Raw genomic sequence first — 26296 nt, 5'->3', positions numbered from 1 at the left:
AAGAGAGGGGTCACGTCCACTCTCCGTCATCTGCCGAGGCACGATGCTAATGATGTAATCCGGCATTACGGCTATAAAGTGGACCAACGTCATGAAAAACGGCGGGCCATCTGCGATGCCGAGATGGAAGGGCAATCCTTTCTGTTTTCAATGGGACGCAGCCGTAGGATTCTCTCTTGCGGAAAGTCCACACCCTGGGCTTTCCGAGGGAAGCTTCGGGTCAGTGTCCGGCCATCGTGCTGACGCAAGACGACCACCACGAGGCGCTTGCCGGTGCGATTGGCCAGTCGCCGCCGGTCGATCCGCTGCTTCTGCAGGTTTCCCGGTCGGACGTGGCCTCCGAACGCGGCGCCATCGACCTTGTCCTCGCCGCCAGATGGGCTTCCCGCGTTTCAGCCGTCATGGCCTCGCGTAGCTTGTGCATGAGCACGAACGCCGTCTTGAGTTGCACGTCGAGATCCCATGAGATCTGCACCGCCGGCAGGCCTTTCGAGGCGTTCACGGAAAGGCAGATCGCTCCGAACAGGTCGGCGAATGCCAGTCTGTGCGAGGCGAAGATGGTCCCGGAGGTCGCGCTGAACTGGTGCTGGCATGCTGCGCACCTGAAACGGCGGCGAGCCGTCAGTTCGTAGATGTCGAGACATCCGCAGACCGGTCACACGCGCCCTCTGCCCAAGTCGATGAGCTGACACCGGCCGAGCGCGATGCCGTTTCAGCCGACGATGCGGGGGCGCTGGAACGCTGGACGGCACCCCGCCTTCGTTCAAGGTCGCCACCTGGATGTTGCCATAGGGCCTTGGGGTGCAGTTCCTCATGCCGGAGCCGCCCTGTTTCGGGATTCACGGCTCTGGGATCTGCACGGTGCCGTCGGCGGGCTGCTGGCCGTTCCCGTGCCGATCGGGATGCATGGGGTGACCTGCGTCCCATGTCCGAGGGGGTTCGGCCGGTGGGGGGTTGTTGTGGGTGAAGATGCGCAGCGCCACGTCAGGGTGCGCGGCCTCGAAGGCGCGCAGCCCGTTCAGCGGAAAGTTGGGTCGGTCCACCATGCCACCTTATGCGCCCTGTCAGGATTTGTCGTTTGGCCATCGGCGACGAGAAGAGCCGGTTGGACCGATGGGAGACCGAGCTGAACGAGGGCGCGCCGGGCGATCCGCGCGACAGTTCGACCCCCGAGGCAATGGGTGCCACGCTGGACCGGATGCTGTTCGGCCCGGTCCTGTCCCCGCAGTCGCAGCAGCAGCTGGAGGCCTGGATGCGCGCCGACCAGGTGGCCGACGATCTGATCCGCGCGAGCCTGCCCGAAGGCTGGATCATCGGCGACAAGACCGGCGCGGCCATCGTGGCCGAGATCGAGGCGCGCTGAGCCGCGCTCAGTCCCGGCGCAGCAGCCCCTCGGCCAGCAGGCGGAAGGCGTGCTGTGCCTTGGGCAGGGCGGCGGCCGGGTCGGCGGCCGCCGCGACCCACAGCGCCGCGTTCAGCGCAGCGCCGATCTGGCGGGCCATGACCCGCCCGCGTGGCTTTATCGTTCTGATCGAGCCGCTGCACCGGTATGATGCGCCCGGCTATTTCCTGACGGCTCGGACCAGGCCGTGTCGATTGTCAAGACGGCCAAGCCTGACAACCTGCGGCTGATGTTCGACTGCTATCATCTGCCGATCAGGGATGGCGACATTTCACGACGGTTGCGGATGCATCTGGACATCCTGAGCCAAGTGCAGATCGCCTCGGTATGAAGAATTGCGCAAAGGTCACGAACGGCCGTGACAATCTTCCCGGTGATTGGCGAAAACAGGGATCTTTCTGGCCACGGCCTGCTTCAGAAACCGTCAGCCATGCGATGGAAGGCCGTTATCCGCGCAAGGGATCTGCCGGTTCCAGGCTTTCCAGGATCCCGATATGCCGTTGCAGCAACCTGACGGCGTGGTCTTCGTCGCGGTCAAGGGCCGCGTCCATCAGCGGGGTGTGGTGTTCGATGCCGGCACTGGAATGCAGCGCCGCCAGCAGCGCGGCATCCGTCCGGGGATCCGACAGTGCCGCCTGGCCCAGCACGACCAGCCGCTGGTGGCGACGGACCTGGGCGTAAAGCTGGCCCAGGAAACGGCCAAGCCACGCACTGTCGCCGCCATCGGTCAGCGCCATGTGGAATTCCTGGTGCGCGACTTCGAACCGTTCGTAATCGGCGGCGGGCATTCCCTTCTTCAGCACCGGGGCGCGTGACAGGGTGCGATGGGCCAGCAGCACGCGCTTTTGCCAGTTGTCGTCGCCCCCGCGGATGGAATCCCGCAGCATCTGCGTTTCGATGGCAAGCCGGGCATGCTGGATGTCGCGCAGCTCGGCAAAGCTGGCGCCCGCAACGCGATAGCCCCGGTTGCGAACCAGCGTTACCAGGTTCTCTCCCTCCAGCCGCGACAGCGAATCGCGCAGGGGCGTCCAGCCGAAGCCATAGCGCGAGGTCAGGGTGGCCACGGTCAGGGCCTCGTCCGGGAGCAGCGCGCCGGACAGGATGTCGCGCTTGAGAGCATCATAGGCTTGATCTGTCTTGGACATCTGCCCTTGCTTTCCCTTTTTCGCGTCACTGTGTCGCGTCGCCTGGACAGGGTCAACGCAGGACGTTTAAGCAGATTAAATATAATCTTGACAGTATATCAACGATTATATTTTATATAGGAAAGATCTGACCCTCATGCCGCAGCGGTCAGCGTCCAAAAAACGTTCCACCAACAGCGAGATCCGACAATGAAACGCGTTCTTGGACCCCTTCTTCTGGGCACTGCCCTTTCGGCAGCACCCGCAATGGCCGACGACCTGAAGATCGGCATCCTGTTCGGCTTTACCGGGCCGATCGAATCCCTGACCCCGCCCATGGCGGATGGCGCCGAACTGGCGATGAAGGAAGCCAGCGACAGCGGGCTGCTGCTGGGCGGCGCGACGGTCACGCCGGTGCGCGGCGACAGCACCTGCACGGATGCCTCGGCCGCGACGGCGGCGGCGGAACGGCTGGTGACGGTGGACCATATCGTCGCGCTGATCGGGGCCGACTGTTCGGGCGTGGCGACGGCCGTTCTGAACAACGTGGCGGTGCCGAACAACCTGCTGATGATCTCGCCCTCGGCCACCTCGCCCGCCTTGGCGACCGACGGCGACAAGGGCCTGTTCTTCCGCACCGCGCCCTCGGACGCGCGGCAGGGCGAATTGCTGGCGAAGGTTCTGATCGACCTAGGCATCAACACGGTGGCCGTGACCTATACCAACAACGATTATGGCAAGGGTTTTGCCGATGCCTTCGGCGCGGCCTACAAGGCAGCGGGCGGCACGGTGACGCTGGTGGCGCCCCATGACGATGGCAAGGCGGACTATTCCGCCGAAGTTTCGGCCCTGTCGGTGGCGGGGGGCGATGCGCTGGTGGTGCTGGGCTATTCCGACCAGGGCGGCAACGGCATCATCCGGGGATCGCTGGACAGCGGCGCATTCGACCGCTTCGCCGTGGGCGACGGGATGCATTCGGAAAAGCTGATGGCCGATTTCGGCCCCGACCTGAACATCTTCGGCACCGTCCCCTGGACCGAAGGCGATGGGACCGCGAAATTTGCCGCCGTCGCAGAGGCGGCGGGCAAGGCGGGCGACGGGTCGTTCGTGCGCGAATCCTATGACGCGGCGGCGCTGATCATCCTGGCGATGCAGAAGGCGGGCGATCCGGCCAAGGCGCATGAGCATGTGATGGATGTCGCCAATGCGCCGGGCGAGAAGATCTATCCGGGCGAGCTGGCGAAGGCCTTGCAGATCCTCAAGGACGGCGGCGATGTCGATTACGTCGGCGGGTCCGATGTCGAGATGATCGCGACCGGCGAAAGCGCCGGCAGCTATCGCGAGTTCGAGAACAAGGGCGGCAGCTTCGAAACCGTTCGGATGCTGACAGCCGAATAAGGCCCGGCGCTTTCACAAGGATCCCGCCATGACCCGCCCCGACCCGCCGCCGGATCTTCTGGTGGTGCGGAACCTGTGTCTCTCGTTCGGCGGCCTGAAGGCGGTCGATGACATGTCGCTGACCATCCGGCGCGGCAGCATTGCCGGGCTGATCGGGCCGAACGGCGCGGGCAAGTCCACGCTGTTCAACCTGATCGCGGGCTATTACCGCCCCCAGTCGGGCCGTGTGGTCCTGGAGGGCGAGGACATCACCGGCCTGCCCCCGCATGTGCTGTTCGGCAAGGGTCTGCTGCGCACCTTCCAGATCGCGCGCGAGTTTTCGACCCTGACCGTGCGCGAGAACCTGATGATGGTACCCGCGCATCAGACGGGCGAGACCTACCTGGGCGCGCTGTTCCAGCCCGCCCGCGTGCGCGCCGAGGAACGCGCCCTGCGCGCCAAGGCCGACGAGATCCTGGAGTTCCTGCAGATCACCCATGTCGCCGACCTGCCTGCGGGCGGGTTGTCGGGCGGGCAGAAGAAGCTCTTGGAACTGGGCCGCACGATGATGGTCGATCCGAAGATCGTCTTCCTGGACGAGGTGGGCGCGGGCGTGAACCGGACGCTGCTTTACACCATCGCCGACGCCATCCGCCGCCTGAACGTGGAACGCGGCTATACCTTCTGCCTTGTCGAACATGACATGCAGTTTATCGCCGACCTCTGCGACGACGTGACCTGCATGGCCGAAGGGCGCTGCCTGGCGCGCGGCACGGTGGAGACCATCCTGTCGGACGAGGCGGTGATCGCCGCCTATCTGGGCCGGGGCCGCGCGGCCAAGGGCACCGGCCTTGCCGGAACGCTGGTGGAGGCAACCCCATGAGCTTTCTTCGGGCCGAGGACATGACCGGCGGATACGGCGGCCCGCCGATCCTGAACGGCTGCACCATTGCCGTGGACCGGGGCAAGATCGCCGTCATCGTCGGGCCCAACGGCGCGGGCAAGTCCACCGCCATGAAGGCGATCCTGGGGATGCTGCGGCTGACCTCGGGCCGCGTCACGCTGGACGGTCGCGATATCACCGCGCTGGCCCCGCAGGCGCGCATCAAGGCGGGCCTCGGCTTCGTGCCGCAGACCGACAACGTCTTTCCCGGCCTCACGGTGTTCGAGAACCTGCAGATGGGCGCCCTGCTGCGCACCGATCCCATCGACGCCACGCTGGAGGAGATCTTCGCGCTGTTCCCGATCCTGGCCGACAAGCGCCACCAGCCCGCAGGCCAGCTGTCGGGCGGGCAGCGCCAGCAACTGGCCGTGGGCCGCGCGCTGATGACCAAACCCCTGGCGCTGCTGCTGGACGAACCGACCGCAGGCGTCAGCCCCAACGTCATGGACGAGCTGTTCGACAAGATCACCCGCATCGCCGCGCAGGGGCTGGCGGTGCTGATGGTGGAACAGAACGCCGCAGGCGCGCTGGAAATCGCCGATACCGGCTTCGTGCTGGTGCAGGGCGCCAACCGCTTCACCGGCACGGGCCGCGAGCTGCTGGCCGATCCCGACACCCGCCGCAGTTTCCTGGGGGGGCGGACATGACCGACCTGCTGAACGGGCTGGTGCATCTGGCCAGCATGTTGATCATCCCGGGCCTGGCCTATGGCAGCCAGCTTGCGCTTGGCGCGCTTGGGGTCACGCTGATCTTCGGCGTGCTGCGCTTTTCCAATTTCGCCCATGCCGAGGGCCTGTCGCTGGCCACCGCCATCACCATCCTGTTCACCATCTGGTTGCAGGGCAGGGGGGTGTCGCTGGGGGTTCTGCCCACCGCGCTGCTGGGAGCGGTGCTAACGGTTCCGCTGATGGCGCTGGTGTTCATCGGCACCGACCGCGCGCTTTATCGTCATTTCCGCCGCATCGATGCCCGGCCCGAGGTGTTCATGATCGTCTCGGCCGGGGTGATGCTGATGACGAACGGGGTGATCCGGCTGGTGATCGGTCCCGACGGCCGCGATTTCGAGGATGGGGAACGCTTCATCGTCACCGCGCGGGGCTTCCGCGACTGGTCGGGCCTGGCGGAACCGCTGGTGCTGAAGACCTCGCAGATGCTGACCATCGGGCTGGCGGTCGTGGCAACGGTGGCGCTGTTTCTGTTCCTGAACCGCACGCAGGCGGGCCGGTCGATGCGCGCCTATGCCGACAACCGCAACCTGGCGCTGCTGTCGGGCGTCGATCCCGACCGGATCGTGCGGCTGACCTGGATCATCGTCGCGGTGCTGTCGGTGCTGGCGGGCGTGCTGTTCGGGCTGGACAAGGGTTATCGCCCCTTCGTCTATCAGCAGCTTCTGCTGCCGATGTTCGCCGCCGCCGTGGTGGGCGGATTGGGCAGCCCCCTGGGCGCGATCGTCGGGTCCATGATCGTGGCATTCTCGGAACTGGCGCTGACCTTCGCCTGGAAGAAGGCGCTGGCCTATGTCCTGCCTGCCACGCTCGCGCCCGAGGGCATGGTCCAGGCGCTGTCCACCGAATACAAGTTCGCCGTCTCTTTCCTGATCCTAGTCATCGTCCTGCTGGTGCGCCCGGCGGGCCTGTTCGGAAAGGTCGCCCGATGAGCCGCACCCCCCTGCTGTTCGCCGCGATGGCGGCGGTCCTGCTGGCCGTGGGCCTGTTGCAAAGCTGGCAGCTTGCGCTGACCATCCTGAACCTGTGCCTGATTTCCGCGGTCATGGCCCTGGGCGTCAATGTCCAGTGGGGCGTGGCGGGGATGTTCAACGTGGGCACCATGGGATCGGCCGCCGTGGGCGGGCTGGCGGTGGTGCTGATCTCGACCCCGCCGGTGCGGGCGGCCTGGGCTGCGGGGGGTGGCGGGCTGCTGGCGGCTGGCGCGGTGCTGCTGGCGACGGCGGCGCTTGCTTTTCTATTGTGGCGGCGGATGGGTGAACGGTCCCTGTGGCGCGGCCCGGCCGTGGGCGCGGTGGTGCTGCTGGGGCTGGCCCTGTCGCAACGCTGGTTCCTGCCCGCCACCGCCGCCATCGAGGCCGTGGACGCCGCAAGCGCCGGTTATCTGGGCGGGCTCGGCCTGCCGGTGGTGCTGGCCTGGGCCATCGGCGGGTTGCTGGCCGCAGCCGTGGCCTGGCCCATCGGGCGGCTGACGGCGGGGCTGCGGTCGGATTACCTGGCGGTCGCGACCTTCGGGATCTCGGAAATCATCCTGGCCGTCCTGCGGAACGAGGAATGGCTGGCCCGCGGCGTCAAGAACGTGACCGGCCTGCCGCGCCCCGTGCCGTTCGAGGCCGACCTGCAAGCCGCCGGATGGGTGCAGCGGCTGGCGGCATCGCTGGACTGGCCCCTGCGCGACACGGCCTCCGTCCTGGTGAAGCTGGCCTATTCGGCCTGGTTCCTGGCCGTGCTGCTGATCATCTGGTGGGCGCTGGAACGGCTGGCCCGCGCGCCCTGGGGCCGGATGATGCGCGCCGTCCGCGACAACGAGGAGGCCGCCCGCGCCATGGGCAAGGACGTGGCCCGCCGCCATCTGCAAGCCTTTGTGCTGGGTTCCGCCATCGTCGGCATCGGCGGCGCGATGCTGGTGACGCTGGACGGCCAGTTCACCGCCGGCAGCTATCAGCCGCTGCGCTTCACCTTCCTGATCTGGGTGATGGTCATCATCGGCGGATCGGGCAACCACAAGGGCGCGATCCTTGGCGCCTTCCTGATCTGGTTCGTCTGGGTGCAGGCCGAAACCGCGGGCCTGTGGCTGGCCCAGGCGGGCGCCGCCGCCCTTGCCCCCGACAACCCCGTCCGCCTCGCGCTTGAGGAAGGGCCGGCCCAGCTTCGCTATGTGGTGATGGGCCTGATCCTTGTCTTGGTCATGCGCTTTTCCCCGCGCGGCCTGATCCCCGAAACAACCCCGGAGTCCTCCCGATGAATGCCGACCTGCTGGCCCCCTTCGACCTGACCGGGCGCGTGGCCCTTGTGACCGGCGGCACGGGCGGCATCGGCCGCGCCTGCGCCGAACGGCTGGCCGCCTATGGCGCCACCGTCGCGATCACTTGCGTGGAGGGGGTGGAGGATCCCGCCGACGTGCAGCGCGGCTTTGGCAACCTGGCCGTCACCGTGCATCCGCTGGACCTGCGCCGCGCGGATTCGATCCGGCGCTGCATCGCGGACGTAGCGGACCGGCATGGCCGCATCGACGTGCTGGTGAACAACGCCGCCGTGGGGTCCGCCACCGTCGCGGCCTTTTCCAATGACCCCGAGGCGCAGGACAGCCTGATGCTGGCGATCAACGCCGACGGCACGCTGAAGATGTGCCAGCAGTTCCTGGCCCTGCCAGGCAGCGCGGGGCGCAAGCTGATCAACATCAGTTCCGTCGGCGGCGGGATCACCGCCTTCCCCGGCTTCCGCCTGTCCGACGGCATGAGCAAGGCGGCCGTGTCCTTCCTGACCCGGCAACTGGCCGCCGAGGCCGTCCATGCCGAGGTGGATGTCTTCGCCATCTGCCCCGGCGCCACCAACACGCCGATGTTCCAGGCCAGCACCCTGTCCAAGATGCCGCGCAAGGACCTGACGGCCTTCCTGTCGCGCCTGCCCAAGGGGCGGCTGATCGAGCCGTCCGAGATCGCCGCCCTGGTGCATTTCCTGGCCAGCCCGCCGTCGCGCGTGCTGCATGGCGCGGTGCTGGACGCCTCGATGGGTCTGGGCGTGCGGCCCGGCCTGATGTCGGAACATACGGTGCACTGAGGGGGAAACGCCGCCATGACCACGGATTTCGATGCGACCCGCCGCGCCTTCGATCTGCCCGAAGGCATCATCTATCTGGACGGCAATTCGCTCGGCCCGCTGCCGCGCGGCGTGGCCGAACGGCTGGCGCGCACGGTCGGCGACGAATGGGGCCGGATGCTGATCACCGGCTGGAACCGGGCGGGCTGGATCGGCCTTCCCGCCCGCGTGGGCGACCGCATCGCCCGCCTGGTGGGGGCCGAGCCCGGCAGCGTCGTGATGGGCGACACGCTGTCGATCAAGGTCTATCAGGCCCTTGCCTCGGCATTGGAGATGAACCCCACGCGCCGCGTGATCCTGTCGGATACCGGCAACTTCCCGTCCGACCTGTATATCGCCGAGGGCCTGGCCCGCACGATCGGCCCCGATGTCCGCGTCAGGCTGGTCGAACCCGAGGATCTGGCCGACGCCCTCGACGAATCCGTCGCCGTGCTGCTGGTGACCGAGGTCGATTACCGCACCGGGCGCAGGCACGACATGGCGCCCCTGATCGCCCGCGCCCAAGGCCTAGGCGTCCTGACCGTCTGGGATCTGGCCCATTCCGCCGGGGCCTTTCCCGTGCATCTGGCGGCCTGCAATGCCGATTTCGCCGTGGGCTGCACCTACAAATACCTGAACGGCGGTCCCGGTGCCCCGGCCTTCATCTATGTAGCCCCGCGCCACCAGGACCGCGCCCGGCCCGCCCTGTCGGGCTGGATGGGACACGAGGCGCCCTTTGCCTTCGACCTGGACTATCGCCCCGCCGCCGACGTGGAGCGGATGCGCGTGGGCACGCCGCCGATCCTGCACCTGGCCGCCCTGGACGCCGCGCTGGATGTCTGGGACGACGTGGACCTGGACGACCTGCGCGCCCGGTCGCTGGAACTGGGCGACCTGTTCATCCGCCTGGTCGAGGCCGACTGCCCGGACCTGACCCTTGCCACCCCGCGCGACCCGGCCCATCGCGGCAGCCAGGTGTCGTTCCGCCATCCCCAGGGCTATGCCATCATGCAGGCGCTGATCGCGCAGGGCGTGATCGGCGATTTTCGCGCGCCCGACATCCTGCGCTTCGGCTTCACGCCGCTTTATGTCAGCCTCGAAGACGTGCGCCAGGCTGCCGCCACCCTGGGCCGGGTGATGCGGGACCGGCTTTGGGACAGGCCCGAGTTCCGCAGACCGGTCGGCAGGGCCGTAACCTGAGTCGCCGTTGCATTGGGGAGAGATTACGACATGCGTGGTCCAACCGGACATCTGGACAGCGTCACGCGCGACCGCCTTCCGCCGAGCGATTTCCGGCCGCTGATCGCCTGGAGGGCTTCGATCGTCTCACGGGCTGAATGGACCAGCCGCATTGCCAATGCGCTTGCCGCCGACTGCGGCGTCAGCCCGGCATGAAGCCGGTGTCGAGAAGTTCGCCCCGGAAAATTTTCGGCCATGCTGGTCTGGAACCCGAATACCCTGTTCCGGTTAGAGGGCGAGGTCGATCCGAAGGTCGGCATGAACCTGGATCCCAGCCATCTGTTCTGGAAACACGCCCGCCCGATTGCCGCCGCGCGCGCCCTGGGCGACGCAATCCACCACTGCCACGGCAGGGACACCCATTTCAAACACGGTCTGGTCGTCGGCGCGGGCCATGACCTGCGATGGTGGAAGGAGTTCTTCTCGGTCATGCGCATGGGCGGCTACAACGAGTGGGTGTCGTTGGAAATGGAGAACTTGCCGCGATTCTGGGCGACCCTTTTCGGCGATGTCGGCGGCTTCGGCGTCGGGTCCGGCCGGACGGGGCAGATCATCGCGACCGTCAACCATGCCGTGAACGACAACATCTACGTTTCGGGTGACTACCGGTGGCTTCCCGTGGATTATGACGACGACGGGACTGCTTTCGAGACGACGATCTCGGGGCCGCTGCCGGGTGTCACCTGGCGATTCCGATCTGAGGAGACGACGGATGACCTTGAACCTGCGCGGGGCGGCAGCCCTGCTTTTTGCGGCGATGCTGGGATCCGCGACGGTCGCGGAAGCCTGCACCCGTGCCGTCTATCTCGGCCCCGAGGGGCGGGTGATGACGGGACGCAGCTTCGATTGGAGCGCGCCCATCACCAGCAACCTGTGGGTCTTCCCACGCGGAATGGAACGGGACGGCGAGGCTGGCCCCCGTTCGGTGAAATGGACCTCGAAATACGGCAGCCTCGCCGTCTCGGGCTATGACATCTCGACTGTGGACGGGATGAACGAGGCGGGGCTGGTTGCCAACCTCCTGTGGCTGGTGGACGCCGAATACCCCGCGGATGACGGCACCACCCCCCGGATGTCGCTGTCGATCTGGGCGCAGTACTTCCTTGACAATTTTGCCACCGTGGCCGAGGCGGTGGACGACCTGCGCGCCCGCCCCTTCGACGCCGTGACGGGCGAGGTGCCGGCAATGCCTGGGCGCATGACCACCGTGCACCTGTCGCTGTCGGACGCCACCGGGGACAGCGCCGTCCTTGAATGGATCGCCGGCGAACTGGTGATCCACCACTCCCGCGACTATCGCGTGATGACCAACGAGCCGCGCTATGAGGAGCAGCTTGCCGTGCGGGCCTATTGGGACCGCGTGAATCCGCGCGACTTCCTGCCCGGTACCAGCCGCGCCACCGACCGCTTCGTGCGCGCGTCGTTCTACATCGACGCCGTGCAGCAATCGGCCGACCCGCGCCTGGCCGCCGCGGCGACCATGAGCGTGATCCGCAACGTGTCCACCCCCTGGGGGATCAGTGTGCCGGGTTCACCGAACCTGGCCACCACGCGCTGGCGCGTCGTCGCCGACCAGGCCGACCGGCTGTTCTACGTGGAATCGGCGCTGTCGCCCAATGCCTTCTGGGTGGATCTCAAGCGGCTGGATTTCTCGGACGGCGCCCCGGCGCTGAAGCTCGACCTCGGCGTGGATATGGGCCGCATCCTGTCGGGCGAGGTGTCGGGGCAGTTCACGGCGGCCGAGGCCTTCGCCTTTGAACCCGCCGAGTGAGCCGGCCCACAGGATGCACGCACCTGCGCCACTTCGGGGTTCTGCTTCGCGATGCCCCTGGCGCCGTCCTGATTGTCGCCGCAGTCCCATGAACAAGACAGGACGTGGCTCGCCATGCGCTCCAGGCGCTTTCCGCCTTGGGCATCCCGAAGGGCGCGCGCGACATCGACTCGACCCCGCCTGCTTGGTTGGCGCAGCCGAAGATCACGGCATCGACCGCCAGTCCACATCCGCGCTCTGCGCCATCAGCGCGCGCAAGGGGATCGTGCCCAGATCGTCGGCGCGAACCATGGACGGCAGGCCGCCAAAGCGGCCGATCGGCGTGCGGACATAAAAGCAGATATGGCCGGCCGTCATGCTTTCTTGAACAAGGGGGCGGGGCTGTAGCGGCCTTGCAGATGGAAGGGGGCAGCACCGGCCAGGCGGTGCAGTTCGTCCAGCAGGCGGGCACGGCCATGCGCCGCCAGGATTTCGAACGGGCCGCGCGGGAAGTTGAGGCCCAGCTTCAGTGCAGTGTCGATGCCATCCGGGGTCGTGCCGCCCTCGGCCAGAAGCCAGCCAGCCTCGTTGACCAAGGCGGCCTCGATCCGCAGGGCGATGGCGGCGGCATCCTGTGGCGGCGTAGCGGACTTTTGGGGATGCACAAAGCCCCTGCCGGTCTTGCGGCCAAGATCGCCTGACGCGACCTGCCGCCGCAAGGCGTCAAAGACGTGATAGCGTGGATGCCCGTCCATCGCAGCGGCCAGGCTTTCGGTCGCGGCCAGGTTGATGTCCGCGCCCACCAGGTCGATCAGGGCGAATGGTCCCAGCCGATAACCCGCAGCCTGCATGGCCGCGTCGATGTCGGCGGCACTGCGGCCTTCTTCCAGCAAGGCCAGAGCCTCGCCATAGAAGGGGCGGGCGCAGCGGTTGACGATGAAGCCGGGCCGGTCGGGGCAGGCGATCACGGTTTTTCCGGCAGCCTCGGTCACCTGCCGCGCCCGCGCCAGCGCATCGGCTGCCGTGCCGGGATGGGCCACCAGTTCCACCAGCTTCATGACCGGCGCGGGGTTGAAGAAATGCAGGCCCAACAGCCGTTCGGGTCGTGCAAGGCCCTGCGCCATCTCAGTCACGGACAGGGACGAGGTGTTGGTGGCCAGCACCGCATCCGGCGCCACTGCGGCCTCCAGTCCCGCGAAAAGACTGCGCTTGACCTCGATCTTCTCGACGACCGCCTCGATGGCAAGGGCGGCGGTGCCCATCGCCTCGGGACCAGGCACGACGGTGATGCGGCCCAGCAGCGCCTCCATCGCCTCGGGCGCCAGCTTGCCCGCCTGGACACGGGGCAGCAGGCTGTCGCGCAGGCGGGTCAGCGCGGTGTCGCGCGCCGCCGGGACGGCATCGGTGACCAGGACGGCAAAGCCTGCGGCGGCATAGGTCTGGGCAATGCCAAGGCCCATCGTGCCCAGACCGATAACGGCAAGTGTGGTCATGTTCCCTGAAACTCCGGCTTATGTGTCTGGCGAAAGGCGGGGCTGCCCTTGGCCTTGGCTGACTGTTGCGCAGCGGTCTGGATCCTGTGCGCGGGTTTGCACAGGGCAGGCGCAGCCCGCCAGGTATCGGTTCGTGCAACAGCATCATGGAAAGATCATCGCAGAAGGACGAAATCCTTCAAGCTTAAAAATTTAAGCTTGAAGTAATTTCCATTTGCTGGCAACCTGTCGAAAACCACTGTGGGGAAGCTGAGAGATGAAGATCTTGTGCATGGGCGGCGGACCTGCGGGACTGTATTTCGCCATCTCGATGAAGCTGCGCGATCCCTCGCACCAGGTCACCGTGCTGGAGCGCAACAAGGCCAACGACACCTTCGGCTGGGGCGTGGTCCTGTCGGATGACGCGTTGGGCCGGATGCAGAAGAACGATCCCGTCAGCACCGAGGAAATCCGCAGCCACTTCGCCTATTGGGACGACATCGCCGTGGTCCATGACGGCGTGCGCACCGTGTCGGGCGGGCATGGATTCGCCGGGATCGGGCGCAAGCAGATGCTGATCCTGCTGCAGCAGCGCGCCCGCGACCTGGGCGTGGACATGCAGTTCGAGACCGAGTTCCGAACGGTCGAGGAATATCGCAAGGACTATGACCTGGTGGTGGGGTGCGACGGCATCAATTCGCTGGTGCGCCGTGAATATGCCGATGTGTTCAAGCCCGACATCGACACCCGCCTGTGCAAGTTCGTCTGGCTGGGAACGCATCAGAAATTCGACGACGCCTTTACCTTCATCTTCGAACGGACGGAGCACGGCTGGATCTGGGCGCATGTCTATCAGTTCGACGACAACACCGCGACCTTCATCGTCGAGACCCTGCCCGAGACATGGGAGAAGCTGGGCTTCCCCGACATGTCCAAGGAAGAAACGGTCGAGACCTGCCGCAGGATCTTCGAGCGTCATCTGGGCGGCCACGACCTGATGTCGAATGCGGCGCATCTGCGCGGCTCGGCCGTGTGGATGCAGTTTCCCCGCGTGATCTGCGAAAAATGGTATCATGAAAACGTCGTGCTGATGGGCGACGCGGCGGCGACAGGGCATTTCTCGATCGGTTCGGGTTCCCGGCTGGCCTTCGATTCGGCCATCGCCCTGGCGGAATACCTGCATTCCGAACCCACGATGGAACGCGCCTTCGAACGCTATCAGGAAGAACGCCGCCTCGAGGTGCTGCGCCTGCAATCGGCGGCCCGCAACAGCCTGGAATGGTTCGAGCAGGTCGAGCGCTACCTGGACATGGAGCCGCCGCAATTCGCCTATTCGCTGCTGACCCGCTCGCAGCGCATCAGCCACGAAAACCTGCGCCTGCGGGATCCCGAATGGCTGGCCGGGGCCGAAGACTGGTTCCAGGAACGCGCCGGCGGCAAGCCTGGCAGCCGCCCGATGTTCGCGCCCTTCCGGCTGCGCAACATGACGTTGAAGAACCGCATCGTCATGTCGCCGATGGCGCAATACAAGGCGGTGGATGGCTGCCCGACCGACTGGCACCTGATCCATTATGCCGAACGCGCCAAGGGCGGCGCGGCGATGATCTATACCGAGATGACCTGCGTGTCCGCGGAAGGCCGGATCACCCCTGGCTGCCCCGGCCTTTATGCGCCGGAACACGAGGCGGCGTGGAGGCGGCTGGCCGATTTCATCCATGCCGAAACCTCGTGCAGGCTGTGCATCCAGATCGGCCATTCGGGGCGCAAGGGATCGACCTGCGTGCCCTGGGACGGCGGCATCGACGCGCCGCTGCGGACCGGCAACTGGCAGGTGATGGCGGCCAGTGCGATCCCCTACAGGCCGGGCAATGTCGTGCCGAAGGAAATGGACCGCGCCGACATGGACATGGTGCGCGACCAGTTCGTCGCCTCGACCGAAATGGCCGCCCGCGCAGGCGCCGACATGATCGAGATGCACGCCGCCCACGGCTATCTGCTGGCCAGCTTCATCTCTCCCGTGACCAACAGGCGCAGCGACGAATACGGCGGCAGCCTGGAAAACCGGATGCGCTATCCGCTCGAGGTGTTCCGGGCGATGCGCGCGGCCTGGGGCGAGGACAAGCCGATGTCGGTGCGCATTTCGGCCAATGACTGGATCGACGGCGGCGTGGACCCCGAAGAAGCGGTCGAGATCGCGAGGATGTTCGCAAACGCCGGGGCCGACATCATCGACGTGTCCTCGGGCCAGACCGATCCGGCGGAAAAACCGATCTATGGCCGGATGTTCCAGACCCCCTTCAGCGACCGCATCCGCAACGAGGCGGGGCTGGCGACGATGACGGTCGGCAACATCAGCGACTTCGACCAGGTGAACGGTATCCTGATGGCGGGCCGTGCCGATCTGGTCTGCCTGGCGCGGATGCACCTGGCCGACCCCTATTGGACGCTGCACGCCGCCGCCGAACAGGGCGAGCAGGACGTGGAATGGCCCGCGCCCTACAAGGGCGGTCGCGACCTGCTGTATCGTCTGCGCGAACGCCAGCAAGAGGCGATCCGGGCATGACGCTTGCGGGCAAGCGCGTGCTGGTCACGGGGGGCGGCACCGGCGTCGGCGCCGACCTTGCGGCGGGATTCGCCGCGGCCGGGGCCGAGGTGGTGATCTGCGGCAGGCGGGCCACACCCCTGGAAGCGGTGGCCGAACGCACCGGCGCGCGCGCCCTGACGGCGGATGTGACAGATGAAGCCAGCGTCAAAGTGCTGTTCGCACAGGCCGGTCCCTGCGACATCGTGATCGCCAATGCCGGTGCCGCGGACAGCGCGCCGTTCGGCCGCACCACGCTGGACCAGTGGAACGCCATGCTGGCCGTGAACCTGACCGGCACCTTCCTGACCTTCCGCGAGGGGCTGGCGCAGATGCCGGGCTGGGGGCGGCTGATCGCCGTCGCCTCGACCGCAGGGCTGAAGGGCTATGGCTATGTGGCGCCCTATGCGGCGGCCAAGCACGGTGTCGTGGGTCTGGTGCGCAGCCTTGCGCAAGAGGTCGCAAGGAAGCCGCTGACGGTGAACGCGCTTTGTCCCGGCTTTCTGGACACCGAGATGACCGACCGTTCCATCGCCAATATCGTCGCCAAGACCGGGAAAAGTTACGACGAGGCGCGGGCCGCCCTGGCTGCGTCCAACCCCCAGAAACGCCTGATCCAACCGGCCGAGGTCACCGCCGCCGCGCTGTGGCTGTGCGCGCCGGGGTCCGAGGGCGTCAACGGACAGGCCATCGCCATCGCCGGTGGCGAGACATGACCGAGGGATCCAAGCGCCGGCTGAAGCTGTGGATCCGGCTTCTGGGCGTGACCCGCCGGGCCGAGAACGAGTTGCGCGAATATCTGCGCGTGACCCATGACACGACGCTGCCGCGCTTCGACGTGATGGCCGCGCTGTATCGCCGGCGCGAAAACATGACGATGAGCGATCTGTCCCGGATGCTGCTGGTGTCGAACGGCAATGCCACGGTGGTGGTGGACCGGCTGGAAAAGGACGGTCTGGCCCGGCGCACCCCGTCCGAGACCGACCGGCGGACAGTCTTCGTCGGGCTGACCCCCGAGGGCCTGGCGGCCTTTGAAAGCCTGGCCGCGGGCCACGAGGCCGAGGTGGCGCGGATCTTCGCCCGGCTGGGCGACGAGGACGTGGATGCGATGACCGAGATCTTGAAAAGGGCGGAACGAGATGAATGAACTGACCAGAACCCGGCTTGCTGGCCTGACGCCCCGGCATTTCCTGTGGCAGGTCGAGGACCGCATCGCCACCATCCGGCTGAACCGCCCCGACCGCAAGAATCCGCTGACCTTCGAAAGCTATGCCGAGTTGCGCGACACCTTCCGCGCGCTGGCCTATGCCACCGACGTGGATGTGGTGATCTTCGCCTCGAACGGCGGGAACTTCTGCTCGGGTGGGGATGTGCATGACATCATCGGCCCGCTGGTCGGCATGGACATGAAAGATCTGCTGGCCTTCACCCGCATGACCGGCGACCTGGTCAAGGCGATGATCGGCTGCGGCAAGCCGATCATTGCGGCGGTCGATGGGGTGGCGGTGGGGGCAGGGGCCATCGTCGCGATGGCATCCGACCTGCGTCTGGCCACGCCGGATGCAAAATGCGCCTTTTTGTTCACCCGCGTTGGTCTGGCCGGCTGCGACATGGGCGCCTGCGCCATGCTTCCGCGCATCATCGGCCAGGGCCGCGCGGCGGAACTGCTGTATACCGGCCGGGTCATGGGCGCCGAGGAGGGCGCGGCCTGGGGGTTCTGGAACGCGCTGCACGATGCCGGGGCGCTTGAAGCCGAGGCGCTGAAGCTGGCCCGGCGCATCGCGGACGGCCCGGTCTTTGCCCATGGCATCACCAAGACCCAGTTGAACCAGGAATGGAACATGGGGCTGGAACAGGCCATCGAGGCCGAGGCGCAGGCGCAGGCGATCTGCATGCAGACCCGCGATTTCGAGCGCGCCTATCACGCCTTCGTCGCCAAGGAAAAGCCGGTCTTTGCCGGGGACTGACGGCGCGGGCGGGATGCCCGGCGCCAGGAAAGGATGGAATGGGATGGCGGATCGCAGCTTTCTGGACTGGCCGTTTTTCGAGGCCCGGCACCGCGAGCTTTCGGCGGCGCTGGAGGAATGGTGCGCGGGCCATCTTCCGGTCCATCACGGCGATGTGGATACGGCCTGCCGGGACCTGGTGGCGGCGCTGGGATCGGCGGGCTTCCTGCGCCATTCCGGCGCGGCCGAAGACGAACGGCTGGACGTGCGCAGCCTGTGCCTGATCCGCGAAACCCTGGCGCGGCATGACGCCCTGGCCGATTTCGCCTTTGCCATGCAGGGCCTGGGCATGGGCGCCGTGTCGCTGTTCGGCACCCCGGGACAGCGCGAATGGCTGGACAAGACCCGCGCGGGCCGTGCGATTTCGGCCTTTGCGCTGACCGAACCGGATTCCGGGTCCGATGTGGCCAATACCGCGACGCTGGCCCAGCGGGCGGATGGCGGGTGGCGGCTGACGGGCGAAAAGACCTATATCTCGAACGGCGGTATCGCCGATCTTTACGTCGTCTTCGCCCGCACGGGCGAGGCGCCGGGCGCGCGCGGGCTGTCGGCCTTCCTGATGCCAGCGGACAGTCCCGGCCTCTCTGTCGCCGAGCGGATCGAGGTCATCGCGCCCCATCCCCTGGCCCGGCTGAAGCTGGACGGCGTGTTCCTGCCCGACACCGCCCTGATTGGAAAGGCGGGCGAGGGGTTCAAGCTGGCCATGTCGGTGCTGGACGTGTTCCGTCCGACCGTTGGCGCGGCGGCGCTTGGCATGGCGCGGCGCGCCCTGGATGAGGCCCTGGCGCGTGTGAAAAGCCGCCGGATCCAGGGCCAGCCCCTTGCCAGCTTGCAGATGGTCCAAGGCCATCTGGCCGACATGGCGCTGAAGATCGATGCGGCGGCCCTTCTGGTCTATCGCGCCGCCTGGACCAAGGACCAAGGCGCGCCGCGCATCACCCGCGAGGCGGCGATGGCCAAGCTTTACGCCACCGAATCCGCCCAGCAGGTGATCGACGCGGCCCTTCAACTTCATGGCGGCGACGGGGTGCGCAAGGGCTGTCCGGTGGAAAGCCTTTACCGCGACATCCGCGCCCTGCGCATCTATGAAGGGGCCAGCGACGTTCAGCGCGTGGTCATCGCCCGGAGCGTGCTGGAATGAGATATCGCCGCCGCGTCCCGGTCGAATTCAACCATTGCGACCCGGCGGGGATCGTCTTCTATCCCCGCTATTTCGAGATGCTGAATTCCACGATCGAGAACTTCTTCGCCGACGTGCTGGCCTATCCCTTCGCCCGCATCCATGTCGAAGAAGACTGCGCCGTTCCCACCGCCCATATCGACGCGAGCTTCCGCGCCCCTTCCCGCCTGGGAGAGGTGTTGGAATTCGTGCTGGAGATCGAGGAGGTCGGACGTTCCAGCGTCCGGCTGGTGCAGCGCGTCAGCGCGGGCGGGCAGGACAGGCTGGAATGCGTCTCGACCCTGGTCTGGGTGGGGCGCGATGGCCGCGCCGCGCCATGGCCCGACGTGATCCGCGATAAAATGACATTTTTCAAGGAGACAAGCGATGCGGCATGAGGTCTTGCATCCCAGAAACTGGAAAGCCACGCCGGGCTATTCCAACGGTATCGCGGCCACCGGCCGGATGGTGTTCACCGGCGGGATCATCGGCTGGAACGACCAGCAGGAATTCGAAACCGACGATTTCGGCGAACAGGTGCGCACCGCCCTTCAATCCATCGTCGCCATCCTGGCCGAGGCCGGGGCGCGTCCCGAACATCTGGTGCGCCTGACCTGGTATGTCACCGACAAGCAGGAATACCTGTCCGCGCTGAAGCGGATCGGACAAGCCTACAAAGAGGTGATCGGCCGCCATTATCCGGCCATGGCCCTGGTGCAGGTGGTGGCCCTGGTCGAGGATCGCGCCAAGGTCGAGATCGAGGCAACCGCCGTGATTCCCGCCTGACGGGACAGGCGAAACGCGGGTCAGCGCACGCCAAGATGCCGCCCCGCCCAACTGGGAGATTCGCAGATGACCGGCAACCTGCCGCTTGGACCTTCGGCGCATGAAGACACGTTCACGCGCGACAACCTGCCCCCGCCCGAGGCCTGTCCCGACCTGAAGCTGGAAGGGTTCGAATACCCGGAATACCTGAATGCGGCGGTCGAACTGACGGACCGCATGGTCGAAAAGGGCTTCGGGGACCGCATCGCCTTGATCGGGAACGGCCGCAGCCGCACCTACAAGGAACTGAGCGACTGGACCAACCGCATCGCCCATGTCCTGGTCGAGGATTACGGCATCAGGCCCGGCAACCGGGTGCTGATCCGTTCGGCCAACAATCCGGCGATGGTGGCCTGCTGGCTGGCCGCGACCAAGGCCGGCGCCGTGGTGGTCAATACCATGCCGATGCTGCGCGCGGGCGAGTTGACCAAGTTCGTGGACAAGGCCCAGGTCAGCCATGCGCTGTGCGACACGCGGCTAATGGACGACCTGGTGGCCTGTCAGAAGGGCAGCGCCTTCCTGAAGACCGTGATCGGCTTTGACGGAACGGCCAACCACGATGCCGAACTTGACCGCGCCGCCCTGAAGAAGCCCGTGCGCTTCGATGCCGTGCGGACCGGGCGCGACGATGTGGCGCTGCTTGGCTTCACCTCGGGTTCGACCGGAGAGGCCAAGGCGACCATGCATTTCCACCGCGACCTGCTGATCATTGCCGACAGCTATGCGAAAGAGATCCTGAACGTCACCCCCGACGACGTGTTCATCGGCAGCCCGCCCCTGGCTTTCACCTTCGGCCTGGGCGGGCTTGCGGTCTTTCCGCTGCGCTTTGGCGCGTCCGCCGTGCTGCTGGAACAGGCAAGCCCCCCGAACCTGATCGAGATGATCCAGGAACACCGCGCCACCGTCTGCTTCACCGCGCCGACCGCCTATCGGGTGATGCTGCGGGCGATGGATCAGGGGGCGGATCTGTCCAGCCTGCGCGCGGCGGTCAGCGCCGGCGAAACCCTGCCCGCGCCGATCTATGAGGAGTGGCGGGAAAAGACCGGCAAGCCGATGCTGGACGGGATCGGCGCGACCGAGATGCTGCACATCTTCATCACCAACCGCTTCGACGACCATCAGCCGGGCTGCACGGGCAAGCCGGTTTCCGGCTATGAGGCCAGGATCGTCGGCGACGACATGCAGGAACTTCCGCGCGGAGAGGTGGGGCGCCTGGCGGTGCGCGGTCCGACCGGCTGCCGCTATCTTGCGGATCCGGCAAAGCAGGGCGTCTATGTCCGCGACGGCTGGAACCTGACCGGCGACGCGTTCCGGCAAGACGAAGACGGCTATTTCCATTTCGCCGCCCGCACCGACGACATCATCCTGTCGGCGGGCTACAACATTGCCGGACCCGAGGTCGAGGCCGCGCTGCTGTCCCATCCCGCCGTGCAGGAATGCGCCGTGATCGGCGCGCCGGACGAGGAACGGGGCCAGATCGTTCAGGCCCATGTCGTCCTGGCCGCCGGGCAGACGGGCGATGCGCAGATGATCAAACTGTTGCAGGACCATGTGAAGGCGGTCATCGCCCCCTTCAAATATCCCCGCAGCGTGATCTTTACCGACGCGTTGCCCAAGACCTCGACCGGCAAGATCCAGAGGTTCCAGCTGCGTGCCGCCAGAACGGAAAACGACTGATGCGCGACTGGAACGACGAATTCGCCAATTCGGCCCATATTCCCGGCTCGGACAGGCTTCCCGGGATATGGGCGGCGCAGGCGGCCGCCTATCGGCAGAAGGTTCCGGTCGAGGAGGACATCCCCTACGGCCCCGAACCGCGCGAGAAGCTGGATCTGGTCCGCCCCGACGGCCCCTGCCAGGGCCTGCTGGTCTTCGTCCATGGCGGCTTCTGGATCCGATGTTCCAAATCCGACTGGACCGACCTTGCCGAAGGCGCCCGTGCGAATGGCTGGGCGGTCGCGCTGCCCGGCTATACGCTGGCGCCCGAGGCGCGGATTTCCCGGATCACCCGTCAGATCGGCGCGGCGATCGACAAGGCGGCCACGCTTGTCGATGGTCCGATCCGGCTGATCGGTCATTCGGCCGGCGGCCATCTGGCCTGCCGGATGCTGTGCCGGAACGGCCCGCTTGCGCCTGACGTGCTGGCGCGCCTGGAAAAGACCGTCTCGGTCAGCGGGCTGCACGACCTGCGCCTGCTGCAACGGACGGACATGAACAAGGACCTGCGCCTGACCGATGCCGAAGCCGAGGCCGAAAGCCCCGCGCTGCTGCGCCCGGTGGACGCAGCCCGACTGACCTGTTGGGTGGGCGCAGAGGAAAGGCCCGAGTTCCGGCGCCAGTCCCGTCTGCTGTCCGTGATATGGGACGGCCTTGCCCGCACGAAACTGGTCGAGGAACCCGGCCACAACCACTTCTCGATCCTGGAGGGACTGAAACAGCCCGCTTCCCCTCTCGTGACCGAATTGCTAACGGATTAAACCTGCCGGTTGCTTCCATCAACCCCAAGGACGCCCGATGATTCGCCCTGATACCGCCCGCCGTGCCTTGGTGCCGCCCGGCAATTCCCGGGATCTTCCCTGCGTCTGCCGGCCGCAGGGGTGGATCACGATCTGGAAGCGGATCGGGCAGGTTTCGGTCCTGGACCAGAAGGTTCCGCTTTCCGCCTGACTGTCCGTTTCAGAAACAAGGAAAGCCAGAATGACCTATGATCCTTCCAAGGACGGCGCCCAGACGGATTTCCGGCAGCGCATGTCCTATGGCGACTATCTGCAGATCGACCATATCCTGTCGGCGCAGAAGCCGTTGTCCACCGCCCATGACGAGATGCTGTTCATCATCCAGCACCAGACGTCGGAACTGTGGATGAAGCTTGCGCTCTACGAGGTGGATGCGGCGCGGCGCATGATCGCCGAAGACCGCACCGCCGAGGCGCTGAAGATGCTGGCGCGCGTGGCCCGCATCTTCGAGCAGTTGAATTCCGCCTGGGACGTGCTGCGGACCATGACGCCTTCGGAATACACGCGGTTCCGCGACGACCTGGGCCAGTCCTCGGGCTTCCAATCCTGGCAGTACCGACTGATCGAATATGCCGTCGGCAACCGCAACCTTGCGATGCTGAAGCCCCACGGGCATCGCCCCGACCTGCTGGAGAAGCTGGAGGCCGAACTGGCCCGGCCCTCGCTTTACGACGAGGTGCTGCGGCGGCTGGCGCGGCTGGGCCTGCCGGTCCCGTCCGAGGTGCTGGAGCGCGACCTGCGCCAGGGCTGGACCATGAACGAGGGGGTGCTGGCGGTCTGGGCCACGGTCTATCGCGATCCCCCGCGTTACTGGGAAGCCTATGAGGTGGCCGAGAAGCTGGTCGATTTCGAAGACTACTTCCGCCGGTGGCGTTTCAACCACGTGACCACGGTCGAACGGGTGATCGGCTTCAAGCGCGGCACCGGAGGCACGGCGGGTATCAGCTACCTCAAGCGGATGCTCGAGGTGGAGCTGTTCCCCGAACTGTGGCGCGTGCGCACCGAACTCTAGCGATGCGCATCCGGCTGGATGGCAGCGCGGAGCTTCGAAACGGCGCGGCCATGTGTTGTTCCCGTGGACCGGCCCCGAGCCTTGCTTCATCGGAATGTTTCACAATCAAAGCAAGTCTTGGCTGTCCGGGCAGGATCATCACCCGACATTGCAAGGCGACTGGTCGTCCTGGCGCTGATCTTCGGGATGATGCCGCGTCCTTCGGCAAGGCGGCAGCAGGCCATAATCATTATGGATATGAAATTTCATCAGGGCTATATGGTATCTTTTGCAGAAGGTTGATGGACAGGGCGTCGATCACCCAGGTGGCCCTGCAATCCGGCATATGCGCAGCGATCGAAAGGCAAGCAGATGGACTCGAAGGAAATGGCTGCCCCTCTCCATCCGCATGGTGACGTTGTGCGTCAGCGCCTGCGGCTGTGGCTGCATATGCTGAAGGCGGTCCGCTATGTCGAAAGCGACCTGCGGGAACGGCTGCGGCAGGGATACGACATGACCTTGCCGCGCTTCGACGTGCTGGCGGCGCTTCTGGCCGCGCCGGACGGATTGCGCATGACGGAACTGTCGCAACAGCTGATGGTGTCGAACGGCAATGTGACCGGGATCGTGGACCGGCTGGTCGCCGACGGTCTGGCCGAACGCGAAACGATGGAAACCGACCGACGGGCCTTCCGCGTCCGCATTACCGAAACCGGCGCGCAGCTGATGCGAGAGATAACGGCACAGCACCGCGGCTGGATCGACGAGCTTTTCGAGGAGGTGACTGAAGCGGATGCTGCGCGCGGCATCTCGATCATGCTGGACATCCGGCACAAGGCGCAGCGGTAAGGGAGCAAGGGACCGTCTGTCACGTGACGACAGGCACTGCCAAGCCTTCCAAGCGTTATCAGGAACCCGTGGCGGCGCACCCGGTGCCGCAGCCCAAGGCACGCCGCCACTGGAGTGCTGTGCTTGAACCCCGCCATAATGTCCTTGCCTGCCTGACCGTTGGGCGTGATCAGCACGACATTGCCAAGGCATGATCCTGGGCGTGTTTGCCCGACAGGTTGTAGATCCGGTCGTCTTGATGGGATGTCACCAGCGGGCCGTGGCCACGGCGTCAGAACACCAGCAAGGGCGCCAGAAGCTGGAAAGTCCTCCAAGCTTGTAAATTTCAGTTCTAAAGCATCCGGGACGAAGAACAAGGCTTGCCTTGTCCCGGATTTGCCGGTCGAATGATGTGCGGCCTGATCGGGAAGGGATCATGCAGCAGGCGCAGTTCTGGCGTCGATCCGATTCGCCGGACGAATTCGCGGCAGCGATGTCCGGCCTGCTAAGTCCAGGGCCGCACCCGATCCCCGCCCGGGCATCCTGCGTCGGGGCAAGCTTTTCATGGCCGCGCTTCTGGATATAAACACAACCTCCGCGCTTGTCCCCGAAGCCGCGGGACCAGCACCGGCAGCCTGTGGCGGGCCTTTCGCAGCCACCGCAACGCCGCCGTTGGTTTTGACGGTGATGCGCCTTCACCCCACCCGCGCCGGGATCAAGGCTGGGCGGGTCGGCCGCAACGGCCTGAACGGCTTGGCAATGCGCCGTGGTTTCAGTCACATGGGCCAGTTTGCATTGGACCATTGGCAGCAGCTTCGGATCCCGCCATCCTGGCCCGCAAGGGATCATCGGCGCCTCGTCCTGTTTCAGGAATGAAGCAGGACATGCGGGGGTCGGCGGGTCGCGTCCGCAAGCCTGCGGTGCTTGCCGAAGTCAGGCGCGTGAGGGCCAGGCGCATCCCGATCGTTCTGCGGACAATATTTTTCTTGCATTCGCAAAGCTTCATGTATGAAATTGTTTCCAACAATAAACGATGAATCACCAACAGGAACCCATCCATGCGCCTCATGGCCCTTTCCACCGCCCTGACCCTGTCTGTCGCCTCGGCGGCACTTGCCGATGACCCCGTGAAGATCGGGGTGCTGCTGACCCTGTCGGGTCCGCCCGCCGTTCTGGGCGAACATGCCCGCGACGGCATCCTGCTGGCCGAAAAGGCATTGGGCGGCAAGGTCGGCGGGCGCGAGGCCGAGATCATCGTCATCGACGACGAGGGCAAGCCCGACGTGGCCGCCCAGAAGGCCCGCGAGCTGGTAGAGGGGCAGGGCGCGGATTTCGTTATCGGGCCGATCTTCTCGAACATCATGACGGCCATTGCGGCCCCGGTGACGCAGGGCGGCGCGATCCTGGTATCCCCCAATGCCGGACCGTCGAACTTCGCCGGCAAGGACTGCAACCCGGACATCTTCGTCGTGTCCTATCAGAACGACCAGATGCCGCAGGTCCTGGCCCAGCACATGAACCAGCAGGGTATCGAAAATGTCTACCTGCTGGCGCCGAACTATCAGGCGGGGCAGGACAGCCTGAACGGTTTCAAGGCCGTCTACGAGGGCGAGATCGCGGGCGAACTGTTCGTGCCGCTGGGGCAGCTGGACTTCTCGGCCGAGCTGGCCCAGATCGCCGCTGCCCAGCCTGCCGCCGTCTATGCCTTCATGCCGGGCGGAATGGGCGTGAACCTGGTCAAGCAATGGGGGCAGGCGGGGCTGTCCTCGATCCCGCTGATGTCTGCCTTCACCGTGGATGAAACCACCCTGCCAGCCGAACAGGATGCGGCGCTGGACATGCTGACCGGATCGAACTGGGCGCCCGACCTGGACACGCCCGGCAATGCCGAGTTCGTGGCAGGCTTCAAGGAGGCCTATGGCCGCGTTCCCTCGCTTTATGCGATGGCGGCCTATGACTCGATGATGCTGATCGACAGCGCGGTCGAAGCCGCCGGAACCGAGGACCGCGAGGCGCTGCGCGCCGCGCTGAAGGCCGCCGATTTCCCCAGCCTGCGGGGCGAGTTTGCCTTTGCGTCCAACAACTTTCCGATCCAGGACTTCTACCTGACCAAGGCCATCAAGGATGACGAGGGCAACTATCGCACCTCGATCGTCGAAAAGGTCTTCACCGCAGCGACCGACAGCTATGTCGGCGAGTGCCCGATGAAGTGACGCCCCTTGCGGGCAGGGCGATGACTAATCGGCCCCCTAGGGGCCGGCTGGGCTTGGCATGCGAACC

At 66.1% G+C, this 26296-nt stretch carries 29 protein-coding genes and 3 pseudogenes; 28 read left to right on the top strand and 4 right to left on the bottom strand.

The features are described from left to right. The first annotated feature begins 176 nt into the window (after window positions 1–176). The 3 genes and pseudogenes from RAH32_RS21580 to RAH32_RS17015 all read left to right on the top strand — a co-directional run. Window positions 177–632 (top strand): hypothetical protein, encoded by a 456-nt coding sequence (locus RAH32_RS21580; protein ID WP_373429730.1) that lies wholly within the window; start codon window positions 177–179, stop codon window positions 630–632. A 72-nt stretch (window positions 633–704) separates the two neighbouring features. Then, window positions 705–1130, top strand: coding sequence for a DUF6220 domain-containing protein (locus RAH32_RS21575; RefSeq protein ID WP_373429729.1), 426 nt, complete (start codon window positions 705–707; stop codon window positions 1128–1130). Then, a pseudogene (locus RAH32_RS17015) lies at window positions 1082–1333 on the top strand (serine hydrolase); the annotation flags it as partial. The gene RAH32_RS21575 and the pseudogene RAH32_RS17015, both read left to right, overlap by 49 nt. A gap of 37 nt (window positions 1334–1370) precedes the next feature. Here RAH32_RS17015 and RAH32_RS17010 read toward each other — a convergent pair. Beyond that, entirely contained in the window at window positions 1371–1502 is a 132-nt protein-coding gene (locus tag RAH32_RS17010; RefSeq protein WP_306609464.1) for a hypothetical protein, read from the bottom strand. A gap of 87 nt (window positions 1503–1589) precedes the next feature. On the opposite strand from RAH32_RS17010, the gene RAH32_RS17005 reads away from it, so the two are divergent. Further along, the gene (locus RAH32_RS17005; RefSeq protein WP_306609462.1) at window positions 1590–1733 is read left to right on the top strand and encodes a hypothetical protein; all 144 of its coding nucleotides are present in this window, start codon (window positions 1590–1592) and stop codon (window positions 1731–1733) included. Window positions 1734–1848: 115 nt separating this feature from the next. Here RAH32_RS17005 and RAH32_RS17000 read toward each other — a convergent pair whose 3' ends face one another. Further along, entirely contained in the window at window positions 1849–2547 is a 699-nt protein-coding gene (locus RAH32_RS17000) for a GntR family transcriptional regulator (protein WP_306609460.1), read from the bottom strand. 189 nt (window positions 2548–2736) lie between these two features. On the opposite strand from RAH32_RS17000, the gene RAH32_RS16995 reads away from it, so the two are divergent. From RAH32_RS16995 to RAH32_RS16950, 10 genes and pseudogenes are all read left to right on the top strand, one after another. Next, window positions 2737–3924 (top strand): ABC transporter substrate-binding protein, encoded by a 1188-nt coding sequence (locus tag RAH32_RS16995; protein WP_306609458.1) that lies wholly within the window; start codon window positions 2737–2739, stop codon window positions 3922–3924. A gap of 28 nt (window positions 3925–3952) precedes the next feature. Beyond that, window positions 3953–4786, top strand: a complete 834-nt coding sequence (locus tag RAH32_RS16990) for an ABC transporter ATP-binding protein (protein WP_306609456.1) — start codon at window positions 3953–3955, stop codon at window positions 4784–4786. Beyond that, a complete protein-coding gene (locus RAH32_RS16985) occupies window positions 4783–5493 on the top strand; it encodes an ABC transporter ATP-binding protein (protein ID WP_306609455.1) in 711 nt (236 codons plus the stop codon). Before RAH32_RS16990 ends, RAH32_RS16985 begins: the two co-directional genes overlap by 4 nt. After that, window positions 5490–6503, top strand: a complete 1014-nt coding sequence (locus tag RAH32_RS16980; RefSeq protein ID WP_306609454.1) for a branched-chain amino acid ABC transporter permease — start codon at window positions 5490–5492, stop codon at window positions 6501–6503. The genes RAH32_RS16985 and RAH32_RS16980 overlap by 4 nt, the downstream gene beginning before the upstream one ends. Further along, on the top strand, window positions 6500–7816 hold the full coding sequence (locus RAH32_RS16975) for a branched-chain amino acid ABC transporter permease (protein WP_306609452.1): 1317 nt from the start codon (window positions 6500–6502) through the stop codon (window positions 7814–7816). Before RAH32_RS16980 ends, RAH32_RS16975 begins: the two co-directional genes overlap by 4 nt. Further along, window positions 7813–8631: an SDR family NAD(P)-dependent oxidoreductase gene (locus tag RAH32_RS16970; RefSeq protein WP_306609449.1), complete on the top strand. Its 819-nt coding sequence runs from the start codon at window positions 7813–7815 to the stop codon at window positions 8629–8631. Before RAH32_RS16975 ends, RAH32_RS16970 begins: the two co-directional genes overlap by 4 nt. A 15-nt stretch (window positions 8632–8646) precedes the next feature. After that, window positions 8647–9849 carry a kynureninase gene (kynU, locus tag RAH32_RS16965; protein WP_306609447.1) on the top strand — a complete coding sequence of 401 codons (1203 nt, stop codon included), beginning with the start codon at window positions 8647–8649 and terminating at the stop codon, window positions 9847–9849. A 30-nt stretch (window positions 9850–9879) separates the two neighbouring features. Next, window positions 9880–10044, top strand: coding sequence for a hypothetical protein (locus tag RAH32_RS16960; protein WP_306609445.1), 165 nt, complete (start codon window positions 9880–9882; stop codon window positions 10042–10044). A 39-nt stretch (window positions 10045–10083) separates the two neighbouring features. Then, window positions 10084–10305: pseudogene (locus RAH32_RS21570) on the top strand (hypothetical protein); the annotation flags it as partial. A 295-nt stretch (window positions 10306–10600) separates the two neighbouring features. Continuing rightward, window positions 10601–11659, top strand: coding sequence for a linear amide C-N hydrolase (locus RAH32_RS16950; RefSeq protein ID WP_306609441.1), 1059 nt, complete (start codon window positions 10601–10603; stop codon window positions 11657–11659). A gap of 118 nt (window positions 11660–11777) precedes the next feature. Here RAH32_RS16950 and RAH32_RS16945 read toward each other — a convergent pair. Together RAH32_RS16945 and RAH32_RS16940 are read right to left on the bottom strand one after the other, a co-directional pair. Next, window positions 11778–12016 (bottom strand): annotated as a pseudogene (locus RAH32_RS16945) (3-oxoadipyl-CoA thiolase); the annotation flags it as partial. Beyond that, a complete protein-coding gene (locus RAH32_RS16940) occupies window positions 12013–13131 on the bottom strand; it encodes a 3-hydroxyacyl-CoA dehydrogenase (protein WP_306609439.1) in 1119 nt (372 codons plus the stop codon). The pseudogene RAH32_RS16945 and the gene RAH32_RS16940, both read right to left, overlap by 4 nt. 256 nt (window positions 13132–13387) lie before the next feature. Here RAH32_RS16940 and RAH32_RS16935 point away from each other — a divergent pair, with 256 nt between their 5' ends. The 14 genes from RAH32_RS16935 to RAH32_RS16870 all read left to right on the top strand — a co-directional run bounded on the left by RAH32_RS16935 (window position 13388) and on the right by RAH32_RS16870 (window position 26229). Beyond that, window positions 13388–15673, top strand: coding sequence for a bifunctional salicylyl-CoA 5-hydroxylase/oxidoreductase (locus tag RAH32_RS16935; RefSeq protein WP_306609437.1), 2286 nt, complete (start codon window positions 13388–13390; stop codon window positions 15671–15673). Beyond that, a complete protein-coding gene (locus RAH32_RS16930; RefSeq protein ID WP_306609435.1) occupies window positions 15670–16407 on the top strand; it encodes an SDR family NAD(P)-dependent oxidoreductase in 738 nt (245 codons plus the stop codon). The genes RAH32_RS16935 and RAH32_RS16930 overlap by 4 nt, the downstream gene beginning before the upstream one ends. Next, window positions 16404–16838, top strand: a complete 435-nt coding sequence (locus RAH32_RS16925) for a MarR family winged helix-turn-helix transcriptional regulator (protein WP_306609434.1) — start codon at window positions 16404–16406, stop codon at window positions 16836–16838. The genes RAH32_RS16930 and RAH32_RS16925 overlap by 4 nt, the downstream gene beginning before the upstream one ends. Continuing rightward, complete coding sequence (locus RAH32_RS16920; RefSeq protein ID WP_306609432.1) at window positions 16831–17658, top strand: enoyl-CoA hydratase family protein; 828 nt, start codon at window positions 16831–16833, stop codon at window positions 17656–17658. The genes RAH32_RS16925 and RAH32_RS16920 overlap by 8 nt, the downstream gene beginning before the upstream one ends. 43 nt (window positions 17659–17701) lie before the next feature. Continuing rightward, window positions 17702–18838: an acyl-CoA dehydrogenase family protein gene (locus RAH32_RS16915; protein WP_306609431.1), complete on the top strand. Its 1137-nt coding sequence runs from the start codon at window positions 17702–17704 to the stop codon at window positions 18836–18838. Next, window positions 18835–19254 carry an acyl-CoA thioesterase gene (locus RAH32_RS16910; protein ID WP_306609429.1) on the top strand — a complete coding sequence of 140 codons (420 nt, stop codon included), beginning with the start codon at window positions 18835–18837 and terminating at the stop codon, window positions 19252–19254. The genes RAH32_RS16915 and RAH32_RS16910 overlap by 4 nt, the downstream gene beginning before the upstream one ends. Beyond that, window positions 19244–19642, top strand: a complete 399-nt coding sequence (locus RAH32_RS16905; RefSeq protein WP_306609427.1) for a RidA family protein — start codon at window positions 19244–19246, stop codon at window positions 19640–19642. Before RAH32_RS16910 ends, RAH32_RS16905 begins: the two co-directional genes overlap by 11 nt. A gap of 66 nt (window positions 19643–19708) precedes the next feature. Beyond that, window positions 19709–21358: an AMP-binding protein gene (locus RAH32_RS16900; protein WP_306609425.1), complete on the top strand. Its 1650-nt coding sequence runs from the start codon at window positions 19709–19711 to the stop codon at window positions 21356–21358. Beyond that, a complete protein-coding gene (locus tag RAH32_RS16895) occupies window positions 21358–22158 on the top strand; it encodes an alpha/beta hydrolase (protein WP_306609423.1) in 801 nt (266 codons plus the stop codon). The genes RAH32_RS16900 and RAH32_RS16895 overlap by 1 nt, the downstream gene beginning before the upstream one ends. Window positions 22159–22195: 37 nt before the next feature. After that, the gene (locus tag RAH32_RS16890) at window positions 22196–22348 is read left to right on the top strand and encodes a hypothetical protein (protein WP_306609421.1); all 153 of its coding nucleotides are present in this window, start codon (window positions 22196–22198) and stop codon (window positions 22346–22348) included. Window positions 22349–22378: 30 nt separating this feature from the next. Beyond that, a complete protein-coding gene (kynA, locus tag RAH32_RS16885; protein ID WP_306609419.1) occupies window positions 22379–23209 on the top strand; it encodes a tryptophan 2,3-dioxygenase in 831 nt (276 codons plus the stop codon). A 351-nt stretch (window positions 23210–23560) separates the two neighbouring features. Beyond that, a complete protein-coding gene (locus RAH32_RS16880; protein WP_306609417.1) occupies window positions 23561–24037 on the top strand; it encodes a MarR family winged helix-turn-helix transcriptional regulator in 477 nt (158 codons plus the stop codon). Between the two features lie 543 nt (window positions 24038–24580). Further along, on the top strand, window positions 24581–24892 hold the full coding sequence (locus RAH32_RS16875; RefSeq protein WP_306609415.1) for a hypothetical protein: 312 nt from the start codon (window positions 24581–24583) through the stop codon (window positions 24890–24892). 182 nt (window positions 24893–25074) lie between these two features. Continuing rightward, window positions 25075–26229 (top strand): ABC transporter substrate-binding protein, encoded by a 1155-nt coding sequence (locus RAH32_RS16870; RefSeq protein ID WP_306609414.1) that lies wholly within the window; start codon window positions 25075–25077, stop codon window positions 26227–26229. Window positions 26230–26296 lie beyond the last annotated feature (67 nt).

It is taken from the genome of Paracoccus yibinensis (assembly GCF_030846195.1).
Lineage (GTDB): Bacteria > Pseudomonadota > Alphaproteobacteria > Rhodobacterales > Rhodobacteraceae > Paracoccus > Paracoccus yibinensis.
The sequence above is the reverse complement of the archived record's forward strand: the minus strand, read 5'-3'. Positions and strand labels throughout refer to the sequence as shown.